At 39.4% G+C, this 14,565-nt stretch carries 9 protein-coding genes; 6 read left to right on the forward strand and 3 right to left on the reverse strand.

Going from position 1 to position 14,565, the window contains the following annotated elements; translation table 11 throughout:
* Positions 1-171 precede the first annotated feature (171 nt).
* The 3 genes from D0S24_RS05355 to D0S24_RS05365 are packed head-to-tail and all read left to right on the forward strand — an operon-like array spanning position 172 to position 7,020.
* Entirely contained in the window at positions 172-3,558 is a 3,387-nt protein-coding gene (locus tag D0S24_RS05355; RefSeq protein WP_117019318.1) for a TonB-dependent receptor, read from the forward strand.
* A 12-nt stretch (positions 3,559-3,570) separates the two neighbouring features.
* Positions 3,571-5,379 carry a RagB/SusD family nutrient uptake outer membrane protein gene (locus tag D0S24_RS05360; protein WP_117018833.1) on the forward strand — a complete coding sequence of 603 codons (1,809 nt, stop codon included), beginning with the start codon at positions 3,571-3,573 and terminating at the stop codon, positions 5,377-5,379.
* Between the two features lie 36 nt (positions 5,380-5,415).
* A complete protein-coding gene (locus D0S24_RS05365) occupies positions 5,416-7,020 on the forward strand; it encodes a DUF1735 domain-containing protein (RefSeq protein ID WP_117018834.1) in 1,605 nt (534 codons plus the stop codon).
* 688 nt (positions 7,021-7,708) lie between these two features.
* Here the strand turns inward: D0S24_RS05365 and D0S24_RS05370 are convergent.
* On the reverse strand, positions 7,709-9,184 hold the full coding sequence (locus D0S24_RS05370; protein WP_117018835.1) for a Na+/H+ antiporter NhaC family protein: 1,476 nt from the start codon (positions 9,182-9,184) through the stop codon (positions 7,709-7,711).
* A 329-nt stretch (positions 9,185-9,513) separates the two neighbouring features.
* Here D0S24_RS05370 and lpdA point away from each other — a divergent pair, with 329 nt between their 5' ends.
* Positions 9,514-10,920 carry a dihydrolipoyl dehydrogenase gene (lpdA, locus tag D0S24_RS05375; protein ID WP_117018836.1) on the forward strand — a complete coding sequence of 469 codons (1,407 nt, stop codon included), beginning with the start codon at positions 9,514-9,516 and terminating at the stop codon, positions 10,918-10,920.
* Positions 10,921-11,087: 167 nt separating this feature from the next.
* On the opposite strand, the gene D0S24_RS05380 is transcribed toward lpdA, so the two are convergent.
* Together D0S24_RS05380 and D0S24_RS05385 are read right to left on the reverse strand one after the other, a co-directional pair.
* Entirely contained in the window at positions 11,088-11,324 is a 237-nt protein-coding gene (locus D0S24_RS05380) for a CDGSH iron-sulfur domain-containing protein (RefSeq protein WP_117018837.1), read from the reverse strand.
* Between the two features lie 55 nt (positions 11,325-11,379).
* Positions 11,380-12,579, reverse strand: coding sequence for a heparan-alpha-glucosaminide N-acetyltransferase domain-containing protein (locus D0S24_RS05385; protein ID WP_117018838.1), 1,200 nt, complete (start codon positions 12,577-12,579; stop codon positions 11,380-11,382).
* Between the two features lie 134 nt (positions 12,580-12,713).
* Here D0S24_RS05385 and D0S24_RS05390 point away from each other — a divergent pair, with 134 nt between their 5' ends.
* Together D0S24_RS05390 and D0S24_RS05395 are read left to right on the forward strand one after the other, a co-directional pair.
* Positions 12,714-13,247: an NADPH-dependent FMN reductase gene (locus D0S24_RS05390; RefSeq protein ID WP_117018839.1), complete on the forward strand. Its 534-nt coding sequence runs from the start codon at positions 12,714-12,716 to the stop codon at positions 13,245-13,247.
* A 6-nt stretch (positions 13,248-13,253) separates the two neighbouring features.
* The gene (locus D0S24_RS05395; protein WP_117018840.1) at positions 13,254-14,552 is read left to right on the forward strand and encodes an anthranilate synthase component I family protein; all 1,299 of its coding nucleotides are present in this window, start codon (positions 13,254-13,256) and stop codon (positions 14,550-14,552) included.
* Positions 14,553-14,565 lie beyond the last annotated feature (13 nt).

The raw sequence follows: 14,565 nt of genomic DNA on the forward strand, positions 1-14,565 counted from the left end.
ATAAAACATGAAGTGAACCACCATCAATAATAAAAATCGGGAAATGGTACCAGCATCTCCCGATTCGCAATTCAATTAAAAAAAGCTATTAAATAACCATTTAATCAAAACAAAAATATGAAAAATGCAGGAAAGCATTACATCTTTGGTGTATTAAATATTGATTTAAAAATGAAACTAACGACTCTACTGCTGTTTGCATGTTTGTTTCAGATCAATGCCAGTACTTATTCCCAGAAAACCAGAATTACATTAGATATTAAAAATGAAAGTATTGAGTCGATACTATTTGAAAAGATAGAACACGTTACCGATTTCAAATTCTTTTATGAAAATTCCGCTTTGGACTTGGGTAAAAAAGTTACGTTCAAATTTAAAAAGAAACGCATTGATGAGGTCTTAAAAATAGTGTTTAAAAACACGAACATCGACTTCGATATTATAGACAAGCAAATCATTCTTACAAAAAGGAAAATTCTTCCAATTAAAATATTGGAGCCATCTACTCCTACCCAATCAGGTACGTTAAAATGGCAGAACACCATCAATGGTACTGTTAAGGATGCAAATGGTGAAAACTTACCTGGTGCAAATATTCTAGAAAAAGGCACCACAAATGGTTCCCAAGCAGATTTTGACGGAAATTTTTCAATAAATGTGTCAAATATAAACGCAACTTTAGTGGTTTCATATATTGGTTATGTAACCAAAGAGGTGCCACTTAATGGACAATCCAATGTCAACATTGTTTTGGAGGAATCTACATTCGGATTGGAGGAAGTAGTCGCTATAGGATTTGGTAGACAGAAAAAGGAATCGGTTGTTGGCGCAATAGAATCTATAAAGCCCGCAGAACTTGATGTTCCTATACGTTCATTATCCAATTCATTGGCAGGGCGAGTGTCCGGGGTGTTGGCCGTTCAACGCTCCGGAGAGCCGGGTAAGGATGATGCTCAATTTTGGATTAGAGGTATCAGTACTTTTACGGGTAATCAAAACCCTTTGGTTTTAGTAGATGGTATAGAAAGACCACTAAGTGATGTAGATCCTATTGAGATAGAATCTTTTAGTGTTTTAAAAGATGCGAGTGCTACGGCTGTTTACGGTGTAAGGGGAGCTAATGGTGTTATCTTGGTCAACACCCGTAAAGGGGTTAAAGGAGAAGCAAAAATTGATGCAAGGTTGGAACAGGGTTGGGCATGGGCGACAAAGCGACCGAGCTATTTGAACGCCTTCGAGCAAGCCACCTTATTCAATGAAGGGATTGATGCAACACCGGGTTCTTCCCAGTCTCTTAAGTTTAGCCAAGAGGCATTAGATGCATTTCGAGATCATACCGATTTGGAATTGTATCCAGATGTTGACTGGCAGGAGGCATTAATGCAAGATATCACTGCTACGCAAAAGTTGAGTGTCAATATATCAGGTGGGGGTGAAAAGGCCCGATATTTTGTAGCTACATCTGTATATAATCAAGAAGGCCAATATAATATCAACCCAGGAGAGTATTCTTGGGTTTCTAGTTCAATTGGAGATTTTGGAAGTAATGTAAAGTACTTACGTTATAATTTTAGATCTAATGTAGACATGGATCTGTCCGAATCTACCACAGTTTCATTGGGCCTTCAAGGAAATATATCTGAAAATAAAGAACCTGCAGGTGATGTAAACGAAGGATCTGATTCAGTTTATAATTGGATCGTAAACTCATCACCTTATGCATATCCCTTACAATATAAGGACGGACAATTGGCTCAAAGGGAAGTAATGCAAAACCCATATAATTTGTTGACGCAAAGAGGACATATGGAAACTATTGGTAATGTTCTTAGAAGTAACCTATCTATTCAGCAAAATTTAAATAGTATTACAGAAGGATTAAGTGCCAATATGAAGTACGCTTTTGATGCGGTGAATTGGAACCGTACCGAAAGATTGCGAAATATTGAGTACATAACGGCTATTGGTCGTAATGAGGATGGAGAATTGAATTACAATACCTACGGTACTGCAGATAATACAGATTACCTTAATTATAGTTCAACGGCCTGGGGTGATAGGACACAGTATTTTGAGACCTCTTTAAATTACGATAACGCGTTTGACAAACATAGTTTTGGAGGGCTGATACTTTTTAACATGAGAAGTTTTAGCACCAATACCTCTGATTCTTATATAAATAGCTTGCCCAATAGGTCTTTAGGACTTTCGGGTAGGGTAACCTATGCCTATGATTCTAAATATTTTATTGAAACAAATTTGGGGTATAATGGTTCTGAGAACTTTCCAAAAGGCCAAAGAATGGGCTTTTTCCCATCCCTTGCCGTGGGTTGGTTGGCCTCAAAGGAAGAATTTCTTGAAGATAATGAAGTGGTTACTTGGTTAAAGCTTCGTGGTTCTTTAGGACAAGTGGGGTCGGATCAAATTGGATCTACACGTTTTGCTTATTTATCTACTATAGTTGGGGCACCTGGATATTCTGGTTTTGGTCAAAATTATGACCAGGGAATTGAGGGACTTCAAGAAGACCAAATCGGCTCCACCGATATTACATGGGAGGTTGCAACAAAATATAATTTGGGTATAGAACTTGGGTTATATCGTGACCTGCGTATAAATACAGATATCTTTTATGAAAAAAGAGAAAATATTTTTCTGCAGCCACAGACCTCTGAAGTTGAGGGAATTCGCAATTCCATTTGGTCCAATGATGGGGTAATGGAGAATAAGGGTTTTGATATGTCCATAGAGTATAGTAGGGTGTTGGGCGATTTAACGCTTACTGCAAGGGGTAACTTTACTTATGCTAGGAATAAAATCCTTGAAGATGGCCGTTATTATGCAAATTCTTGGCAGGATGCCCGTGGAACCCGTTATGGAGAACGACTTTTGTATGATGCAGAACATTTATTTTCGGAAGAAGAGATTCAGGCCTTACCAGATTATTACGATCAATTTAGCTTGGATAAAACTCAGCTTAGGCCAGGTGATATAAAGTATAGGGATGTAAATGACGATGGTAAAATTAATGAGGATGACCGTATTTTTGCAGCTAACCCTTCTACTCCAGATGTCGTTTTTGGTTTTGGAGCTTCAATGGAATATAAGAATTTTGATTTTTCTTTTCTTTTTCAAGGAAGTGCCGGGGCTTCATCCTATATAAATGCTGCATGGTATTTTTATCCATTCCAGGCGGATAGGGATCCAAAATATTTAGGTTCCTTGATTGATAATTTTCAAGATAGATGGACGCCGGAAAATCCAGATCCCAATGCTTTTGCGCCACGTCTCTATGTTGGCCAGGATCAAAATAATTACAAAGCCTCTACTTGGTGGGTAAGGGATGCCAATTACCTTCGATTACGAAATCTAGAGCTTGGTTATACCTTTTCTGTTCCTGAAAATTTTATAAAAATTGATAAATCCCGTATTTATTTAACAGGAGTTAACTTGGTGACTTTTAGCAAGTTCGCAAAAGATTTCTGGGATCCTGAAACAGGGGCTGCCGCTTACCCTATCCAAGCATCATTGTTCTTAGGATTTAATGTATCATTTTAAAAAATATAACAGATGAAACGAATATTATTAATATCAATATTATCGCTTTTTATATTTAGTTGCTCAGATTATTTAGATCAAGATCCAGAACAATTGAATACCCTGGAAAAAGTTTTTGCAAGTAGATCAGAAGTAGAAAAATGGCATGCACAATTATTTAGCAGTGATTATTATATAGATATGCTAGCAAGTTCTTCTTTTTATCAGCCTTTTTTGGCAGCTACCGATGATGCGGCAAACTTGGTCGATTGGCATGTTCAAACCATGTATTTGGGACAAATTAATCCATCTCAGCCCTCCGCCTCCTATGGTATCTATTTTTTCTCTAGATATTATCAGGGTATTCGCCATGCCAATATATTCTTGGAGAATATAGAGGAAGTTAAGGATATGGGAGAATTGGAACGAACACGCCTTGTGTCCGAAACTCGTTTTATGCGTGCAATGTATCATTTTTGGCTTTTACGGGCTTATGGCCCTATACCAATAGTAGCATCTACCGGGGTGCAAAATGAAGATGGAAGTGCTTTGTTGGGAAGAAATACTATGGAAGAATGTGTAGACTGGTTAGTGAGCGAATTGGATGCATCAATTCCTGGTTTAAGTGATGTAAGCCTTCCGTCAGAATATGGTTTTCCAACAAAAGGAGCGGCATTGGCAATGAAATCCCGTATCCTATTATATGCGGCAAGTCCCATGTATAATGGCAATAGTGTGTATGCCAATTGGAGAAATAATGATGGTACGCAACTAATTTCGCAGACCTATGACAATGAGAAATGGAAACTGGCAGCGGATGCGGCAAAGGCTGTAATAAATACAGGAAACTACTCGCTATTAGAGGCACAAGAGGATTCATTTGATGGGTATGTTGAAAATTATCGGAAAATTACCACTACATGGAACAATGAACTCATATGGGCTAGACCATCCGATACAAATTGGTGGGTAAGTGGATGTCTCCCTGGAGTATTTTCAGGGTGGAGTGGTAGAAACTCCCTTACTTTGGAACTTGCGAATGCTTATTTTATGGCAGATGGAACAACGGCGCCTCCAATTGACGATTGGTTCGATAACCTATCATTTTCCAATACAGTGAGCAATGGTACGGTTGAAAATACATTTTCAATGTTTGTAAATCGTGAACCACGATTTTACGCCTCGGTACATTTTCCAAATATGGAAGTAGGATATCCTCCAGCTAGCCACCCGGATGCTCTATATCGCTTAGGCTTTTATTATACAGGGAACTCTGGATTAATCTCTTCAGGGGGGGATCGAAACTATACAGGATTAACACCAAGAAAACATATACCTCTTGAAACTACTACCTATAAGGGGAGTGATGGTGTGGAGCCTGTTTATTCTCCCAACGTTCCCTATCCAGAGATTCGTTTAGGTGAAATTTATCTTAATTATGCCGAAGCAATGAATGAATATGCCGGTGCTTCTGCCCAGGGGGAAGTGCTACAATATTTAAATGCCATAAGAAATAGATCTGGTATAACAGGCTATTCAGGAACTTATACGAAAGAGGAAATGAGAGAAATGATAAGACAAGAGAGAAGGGTTGAATTATCTTGGGAAGGCCATCGTTTCTTTGACGTTAGACGCTGGTTTATTGGTCATGGGGTAGAAGGGGTATTCAATCGGCCCGTTCATGGCTTTGATTTAACTACGGGGACCTATGATATGGATCCTGATTTTTTCACGAATACCGTTATACAAAATAGGTTGTTTAGAACTGAACATTATATGTTTCCAATTAGAGCGTCAGAGGTTGCTTTTAACAAGGAACTTGTTCAAGCTCCTTTTTATTAATAATTGTTCCTTAGTTTAATCTAAACCTTAAAAATTATGAAAATATATAAACATATAGTCCTAATAAGTGCTATACTCCTATTTCTAGGATGTAGTTTTGAATATGAGAATGAACTGGATACTGCTTCAGTTATCTCCGATGTATTTGTATCGGAAAGAAATTTTCAAATTGTGGATGTAATTACAACGTATCCAGAGTTTGAAAAGGAAATTATTGTTGAGCGTACCAAAGGTCTATCTAAGGAAGTAGCATTAACAATAGATGTTGCCCCAGAATTACTGGAAACCTACAATAGTAATGAAGGTACGGATTACCAATTATTGCCGGATTCCTATTATACCATGCCTGAAAGTTTAACATTTCCAATGGAATCCATGGCTGTGGAGTTTTCCATCAATTTCAGGCCCAATGATTTATTTGAATCTCAGCCAGAAGCCGCTTCCAATTATATATTGCCCATTAGAATTTCCGGTACCCAAAATGTAACCGCTATTGACAGTGATTATTCAAACATATTGCTACAACTAAATTTTGATCAACCAACGGTAACTGTTTTGGATTTGGACACTGTAACAGAGCTGTCGTTTATTTCAGGGGTAGATATAGCGCAAGAAATTGTGTTGGAGGCCACTACAAATTTTACAACTTTAGAGGTGTCTAAAATTGATTATAGTATTTCACTACAGGATGTTCTTGATTACAATTTAGAGAATGGCACTTTTTATGAGTTACTTCCAGAAACTGCTTACACTATTGGTGATATTTCATTTAACGAGCAATTGGTAACCTCAAATATTAGCGTACATGCGGCACTAATAGATGCTTCTAATTCTTATTTATTACCGTTACGAATGGAAAATACCGCAAGCTATGTTATTGACCAGGATAAACCAATATTTGTAAAGGTAATCCTGGAAGAGATTAGATTGTCTTTTGATGGGGCAGATAATCCCCTGGAGCTACTTACAAATACAGCATCGGCCAGTGGTACTTTTACAGCAAGATTAAATTCGTCCTTGCTAGAAGATATGCCTATAAATTTAGTGCCAAATAACGCATTGGTTGCGGAATATAATACAGCTAATGGGACAGATTTTATGCCCGTTGGGATAGATAAAATAAGTATTAATAATGGAGTTATAACAGCTGGATCCAATACCGTAAATGTGGATTATTCCGTAGATACTTCGGGTATTGAATTAGACGGTGAGGACCGTTACCTAATGGCCTTTGAAGTAGATCAATCCGGTTTATTGGAAGGAACCTTGGTAAATCAGGAAGTTATTTATGTAGAAGTGAAAAAATCCCTAGAAGGAAAGTATACTTGGTCCAATTCTTCCGGATATTTTAGAACAGAATCGGATATCGTTGAGTTACATCCAGATCAAGGTGATTACAAATACAGAGTTAAGGCTTTTGGTACAGCGGCCGGTTGGTTTGTAGGTTTCAATCTGACAACCGATATGCACAACGGAAACCCGGACCAATTAAAAATACAACTAGAACCTGCATTTGGAGCAACCATTACAGAAGCCTCCTATTTTGATACCATTACAGGGACACTTTATTTTGATGTAGTTTTTGGCGACCCTGTAGAAACGGCCACAAATACATTGTCCGAAATAAGGCCTATCGAGTAATGAATTAGTTATGTTGAAAGCAAGCACGGGTACAATTCTACCCGTGCTTTTTTTTACCGAATATGAGACTTCCCCTGGCCATTTGTTTTTGCATATATTAAAGCGGGATCAATCCCAAAAGTTGTGTGTGAATAGTAATAAGATAGAAATTTTTCCATAGATAGTCCATAGATACTCCATAGTTAGTCCATAGATAGTCCATAGATACTCCATAGTTAGTCCATAGTTAATCCATAGTTAGTCCATAGTTAGTCCATAGATACTCCATAGTTAATCAATAGTTAGTCCATAGATACTCCATAGATACTCCATAGTTAGTCCATAGATACTCCATAGTTAGTCCATAGATACTCCATAGTTAGTCCATAGTTAGTCCATAGTTAGTCCGTATATGAAATGGGCACCGCCAAAATTTGGTCGCCAGCCCAAAAAATTCATTCTGGCGGGCAAACTCAAATGAAGATATGCGAATTACACCCGCCTGTCCGCCAGGTTCCGGTACGGACGGGAACGATGTAGTCGGGTAGGGGAGAAATCAAGGAAAATCAGGTTCCCCTGCCTACCGGAAAGGCAGGCTTTAGGGTTTGGGATAAAACGGATTTTCCGAGAAACCTGGTTAAGACAATTTTATCATGTACCTAAATCCATTGGATATAATGAAATCCTGTTTCCAAGAATCAATTTTGAATTAAGCCACTGCAGTAGATGTTTTTAGCTGCCTGATCTTTATGTGCAGGGCAGCAAAGAACAGGGTCATAAAAGGACTTAACCAATTGAATATGGCATATATGAAATATTCGGCCACACCAACTCCAAGTACCCCGGACTGATAGGCCCCACAGGTATTCCAGGGTATCAAAACAGAAGTTACGGTTCCCGAATCCTCCAAAGTCCTGCTTAAATTTTCCGGGGCCAATCCCTTATCATGAAAGGCTTTCTTAAACATTTTGCCAGGGATAACGATCGCCAGGTATTGATCACTGGCAATAGCGTTAAGACCTATACAGCTCATTACGGTACTTGCAAACAATCCAAATATGGAACTGGCAATGGACAATAAGGATTTTGTAATTCGGGCCAAGGCCCCAATGCCGTCCATAATGCCACCAAATATCATGGCACAGCATATAAGTAATATGGTCCATATCATACCTTCCATGCCTCCAGCGCTAAAAAGATCGTTCAACTTTTCGTTTTCCGTAACTATGGCGGTATCGGTAAAAATAGCATTGAAAATGGCCGTTAGATTGGAATCCGAAAGGGTTTTTAATACTTCTGTTTGAAAAAATAGGGCAAATACCCCGGCCAAGGCCACCCCCGAACCGAGTGCCACCAATGGCTTGGTTTTAAGTAGAATAAGCGCAATGACCACAATGGGCACAATAAATAAATATGGACTTATATTAAAGGTATTATTGATAGTGGCCAAGAGGGCACTAACATCCGCGCTCCCAGTAGTCTCTATATTAAAACTGATAATGGTAAAAAAAACCAAGGTTATCAAAATGGTGGGTATCGTTGTAATGGCCATGTATTTTATATGGGTAAACAGATCGGTCCCCGCCATGGCGGGCGCCAGATTGGTGGTATCGCTCAGGGGGGACATCTTATCCCCAAAATAAGCTCCGGAAATTACGGCGCCTGCAATCATACCAGGGTAAATGCCCAAAGCGGTCCCAATGCCCACAAGTGCAATGCCTACTGTGGCAGAGGTTGTCCATGAACTACCGGTAGCTACAGAAATAATAGCGGCTATAATCACTGAAGCCGGTAAAAAAATGGAGGGGTTCAAAACTTGCAGCCCATAATATACCATGGCAGGGATAACACCGCTCACCAACCAAGTACCAGCCAATGCCCCTACCAAAAATAAAATCATTATGGGAACAAGAACGCTTTTTAGATTTTCCAAGACTTCTAGTCCCATTGTTTTAAAGGAAGTCCTATTAAAAAACCCAACTATGGCACTAATAGCACCTCCCAATAATAATATGATCTGATTGGAATATTCCCCAAACCATGCTCCGTCCGCATAGAAGATATTATAGGCCAACATCAACATCAAAAGCATTACCGGGAGAAGGGCTTGCCACAGACTTAATTCCGTGTTTTCTACAATATGTTCATTTTCAGGGCCAGCGGGATTGGTGCTCAGGTTCTGCATTTAGAGGCTATTTGTTTCTTCGTAATATTACGATTTTGATATCGCTTCTGCAAACCCTATAGTACACATTGGCCCTTACGAGTTTTAAAGTATCCGACTATTTACAGTGAGTTCAACTTATATTTAGTTGCTAATGTGTTATTTATGATAATTTTATCCGGTAACTTATCCCATTGGTTATCGGGAGAGACCTTAATTTAAAGATATAACTTTCAAAAAAAACTCCTAATGCGTTAATATCCCTTAAAATATGAATGTTGTCCAACAATAAAACATTCGTATTTTTGTAAACACAATAATGAAACTAATTTTATCAATACCTAAATAATATGACCCAATACGATGTAGCCATTATAGGTTCCGGCCCTGGTGGATATGTTGCAGCTATCCGTTGTGCCCAGTTAGGAATGAAGACTGCAATAATAGAAAAATATGCAACTTTGGGCGGTACATGCCTTAATGTAGGATGTATTCCCTCCAAAGCCTTATTGGACTCTTCCCACCATTACGAAGATGCCGTAAAACATTTTGAAGATCATGGAATTGAAATTCCAGGAGAAATCAAAATCAACCTTGAGAAAATGATCGGAAGGAAACAGGCCGTGGTAGATCAGACCTGTGCCGGGGTAAAGTTTTTAATGGACAAAAATAAAATTGAGGTGTATGAAGGTCTGGGAAGCTTCAAGGATGCCACCCACATCAACATCAAAAAGAACGATGGCAAAACAGAGACCATTGAGGCCAAAAACATAATTATAGCCACGGGATCCAAGCCATCCAGTCTGCCCTTTATCAAATTGGACAAGGAGCGCGTTATTACATCTACAGAGGCCCTAAAACTAAAAGAAATCCCCAAACATCTTATCGTTATTGGAGGTGGCGTAATTGGGTTGGAATTGGGACAGGTCTACAAAAGATTAGGGGCCGAGGTAACGGTGATCGAATACATGGATCGGATTATTCCCGGAATGGACGCGGCACTTTCAAAAGAATTGTTGAAAGTAATGAAGAAACAAAAGGTAAATTTTAATTTATCCCATAAAGTGAAATCGGTAGAGGCCAAAGGTAAGGAAGTAACTGTTGTAGCGGAGGATAAAAAAGGGGAGGAGATAAGCTTTAAAGGAGATTATTGCCTGGTTTCCGTGGGACGAAGACCTTTTACCGATGGATTGAACATCGAAGCTTCCGGTGTTGAATTGGAAAAGAACGGCACCATTGCCGTAAATGGGCATTTACAGACCAATGTTTCCAATATTTATGCTATTGGCGATGTGGTAAGGGGTGCCATGTTGGCGCATAAGGCCGAAGAGGAGGGAACCTTTGTAGCCGAAATATTGGCGGGACAAAAACCACATATCGATTATAACCTTATTCCAGGAGTAGTTTACACTTGGCCGGAAGTGGCCGCAGTAGGTAAAACGGAAGAACAATTAAAAGAAGCCGGAGTAGCCTATAAAGTAGGTCAGTTTCCTATGCGTGCACTTGGACGGGCCAGGGCCAGTATGGACCTGGATGGGTTTGTAAAAATTTTGGCGGACAAGGAGACCGATGAAGTTTTGGGAGTACATATGATCGGAGCCAGAATGGCCGATTTAATTGCCGAGGCGGTTACGGCAATGGAATTTAGGGCATCCGCCGAAGATATCTCCAGAATGAGCCACGCACATCCAACCTTTGCGGAGGCGGTGAAAGAAGCTGCTTTGGCGGCCACCGATAACAGGGCCCTTCACGTTTAAATTAAACAAATTGATTATAAAAGCCCCGTTGGACAGTATCTAACGGGGCTTTTGTTTTATATAGTTTTAAAAGTTACTTGGCTGGCCTATCTTCCTCCGTAGTGGAGATGGCATGGCCTTAAAGGATTATTGAAGCCTTGGAAATAATTTAGGCAATGGCATTGTATTTACAACTTGTGGGTACCATCACAAAATGGCGGATTTTTGGTTAATTTACAAGTACATAAATGGGCCCTTTTATCCTCTTCAACAACAAAGAACATAGGGGGCGAAGCGTTTTCCGCCTTATGGGAACCATCACAAAATGGTTGAACGTTACTATGGCTACAGGTACACCACTTGTATTTTTTATCCTTCTCCAATTCCACCGCAATTGGTGAGAATTTATTTTTCATCTCGCTCATCTATATATTTTTGTGCGAAAATAAGTCAATCACAAGTAGTAGAAAGATAGAACTCCTAATTTTTTACCATTCTAAATAAGCGTATCAATATTAGCTTGGTTTTTAGGACAAAAGCTTTTAATAGGGGTAGACCCTCATCGTTCAACCAGGACTCTCCCTTTAATTGGACGGTCTTGACAGCGGTGGACACTTGCAATTTTAAATACGCTTTGTTCCTTTCGTATTGTAGCGCCAACAAAGTTGTTGCCAATATAAAGACAAGGGCTCCTGGAATTACAAAGGTAGGGGAGAGACTATGGTTTAAAAAATAGTACAGCCCAATACCGGTGAAACTTCCGTACAATATAATGTAATGGATCACATAAACGGATAGGGTGCTTTGCCCGATCTTCAGCACGGTAATATTTTCCATAAATTTTCTGAACAGCATAAATACGGCAAATACCAAGGAAACGTCCCCCAAACGTATGAACAGATAGTTATTAAAATAAACTTTGGAAAACAGTAGCATTCCTGTCCAGTCATACAACGCTAAAAAAAAGCCAGAGGAAAAAAACAATAGACCAATACCTACTATGGTAAAACTGATAATGGCGGCTGGATATAAATATTTAAAATTCTTGAACCTATGGAACAGCACGGACATAAATGCCCCGATAGTGGCATAACCGAACCACGGTATAATGGTAAACACGGACCCATTGGCCTTGGTCAGGTAGTTGGCCAGCAATTCCGGCATATAAACATGGGCGTATTGCTTATAGTTGGGTTCCAGTACAAATAAAACTAGGGTAGTGGCCAATAACACCCCTGGGAACAAATATTTATTTCTAGAAATGGTCAGAAGATAAATACAGATGATCCCCAAAATGGACAGACCGATACAGTGCAGCACATCTACCAAATAAAAGGAACCATAGATCTGCCCCTTTAAGAGTCCGAAAAAGTTCAATCTAAGCAAGTAGCCTATGGCCAATAATTGCAAGCCCCTTTTAACCCCCTTTTTAACCCTTGGGTTATTAAATCCTATCTTGTCCCCTTTAATTAGGAGATAAGTAAATATGAATCCTGAAACCGTAAAAAAGACGGGTGCCGTAACCCCCCTAAAATATTTCCACACAGAAAAAACCGTATTGGAGCTATCCCTAAATGCATTATCCAGCAACCCATCCACGAAATGCCCCTGTAGCATCATAAGGATGGCCCATGCCCTAATAGCATCAATAAAATACAATCTCAGGTTGTTGTTACCCATATCAACTTTTATGTACACCCTATATACTTGTAAAACAGTGGGTTTGGATGTTTGCGTGTGCAAAATTATACAATTTCCTCGCAATTCAATCTATTTTACGGTATTTTCGTTGTGCAAATATTTAAATAATCAAAATGGCCCGTATATTGGCATTTGCCGGGAGTAATTCCAGCACCTCCATTAATTATAAACTAGTAAAATACTCTACCTCCCTTATTATAGGGCATGAGGTTGAGCTTATAAATATGGTCGACTATAACTTTCCTATCTTTAGTGAGGACTTGGAAAGGGAAGAAGGGTATTCCGATGTATTGCATGGCCTAAAGGATAGGATGGTCCATGCCAATGCCCTGATCCTTTCCGTAAATGAACACAACGGTAATCCTTCCGCTTTTTTTAAGAACGTATTGGATTGGCTGTCCCGGGTGGACAGAAATTTCTTGGCCGACACAAAGATTTTTTTAATGTCCTGTTCTGGAGGTAGAAGGGGAGGCGCCGGCTCCTTAGAAGTGGTCAAAGGAATTTTGCCCCGGTTTGGTGGCGAAATTATAGCCACTTTTTCTTTACCATCCTTTAATCATACCTTTGACACGGCAAAGGGGATAACCGACCCCGAGCTTGCCAAAGCCCACAAAAATGCTTTGGAAACATTCTTATCCCAAATTTAAAAGTCTTTGCGAAAAAAGGTTTCATTTACAGTTCCGGACATTGTAAGATTTAAGCAATCGCTGTTACATTGGTCACAACAATATTATGAGGTTGTTTGGCTGGACAGTAATGGGCATAGAAACAGGTACAGCTCCTTTGATGGTATACTTGCCGTAGATGCACTTACTTCCATAATTACGGATACCCATAACGCATTTGAGGATTTAAGCAACTACCAATCCAATACCAAGGATTGGATTTTCGGCTATTTGTCCTATGATTTAAAAAATGATACAGAAAATCTCTCGTCCTCCAATACCGATTTTTTAAACTTTCCTGCCCTTTATTTCTTTCAGCCCAAAAAATTAATAGAAATACAAGCTAAGGAGGTTATCTTTCATTACCTCAATATGGTGGCGGATGAAATTGAAGAAGACTATTTTAGTATCCTTAATGTTCTTCTACCGATTGTCCATGGTCCTGAATATAAAAGCGATATCAAAATCAAGCTTAGAATATTTAAGGATGAATATTTTATTCGTGTAAATAAATTGTTGGACCATATCCACAGAGGGGATATCTATGAAGCCAACTTCTGTCAGGAGTTTTACGCGGAGAACACTGAAATAGACGCATTAAAAACCTATCTAAAACTAAACTCCATCACCAGGGCACCTTTTTCGGCCTTTTTAAAAGTTAACGATAAATACCTATTGTCCTCTTCCCCGGAACGCTACATAAAGAAACTGGGCAATCTGGTGATATCCCAGCCCATTAAGGGCACCGCAAAACGCTCCTTGAATACCATGGAGGACCAGCTATTGCGAAGCGCTCTGGAAAAGGATGAAAAAGAAAGGGCCGAAAATATTATGATCGTGGATTTGGTAAGGAACGATCTGTCCAAAAGTGCCTTGAAAGGTTCCGTTAAGGTGGAAGAACTTTGTAAGGTATATTCCTTTGATCAGGTACACCAAATGATCTCCACAGTAACCGCTGAGGTTTCCAATACCAAAAATCCAGTGGATATTATCAAGGAAACTTTTCCCATGGGTAGCATGACCGGGGCCCCAAAAGTGTCCGCAATGAGGATAATAGAGAACTTGGAAGCTTCAAAAAGGGGACTCTATTCGGGAACCGTGGGTTATTTTTCCCCGGAAAATGATTTCGACTTCAACGTGGTTATTCGAAGCATACTATATAATAAAACGGCCAAATATGCCTCCTTTTCCGTGGGTAGCGCCATCACGGCCAAGGCAATTCCAGAAAAGGAATATGAAGAATGCCTCCTTAAGGCCAAAGCGATGAGACAGGTGCTTGAAAATTAAGAGGGAACTTGGT

It is taken from the genome of Arenibacter sp. P308M17 (assembly GCF_003426735.1).
Classification (GTDB): Bacteria; Bacteroidota; Bacteroidia; order Flavobacteriales; family Flavobacteriaceae; genus Arenibacter.

Excerpts from the sequence above, each read along its gene's own strand:
- D0S24_RS05365 (WP_117018834.1), top strand. The coding sequence starts at position 5,416 with ATGAAAATATATAAACATATAGTCCTAATAAGTGCTATACTCCTATTT.
- D0S24_RS05355 (WP_117019318.1), top strand. The coding sequence starts at position 172 with ATGAAACTAACGACTCTACTGCTGTTTGCATGTTTGTTTCAGATCAAT.
- D0S24_RS05390 (WP_117018839.1), top strand. The coding sequence starts at position 12,714 with ATGGCCCGTATATTGGCATTTGCCGGGAGTAATTCCAGCACCTCCATT.
- D0S24_RS05380 (WP_117018837.1), bottom strand. The coding sequence starts at position 11,324 with ATGAGCGAGATGAAAAATAAATTCTCACCAATTGCGGTGGAATTGGAG.
- D0S24_RS05360 (WP_117018833.1), top strand. The coding sequence starts at position 3,571 with ATGAAACGAATATTATTAATATCAATATTATCGCTTTTTATATTTAGT.
- D0S24_RS05385 (WP_117018838.1), bottom strand. The coding sequence starts at position 12,579 with ATGGGTAACAACAACCTGAGATTGTATTTTATTGATGCTATTAGGGCA.
- lpdA (WP_117018836.1), top strand. The coding sequence starts at position 9,514 with ATGACCCAATACGATGTAGCCATTATAGGTTCCGGCCCTGGTGGATAT.
- D0S24_RS05370 (WP_117018835.1), bottom strand. The coding sequence starts at position 9,184 with ATGCAGAACCTGAGCACCAATCCCGCTGGCCCTGAAAATGAACATATT.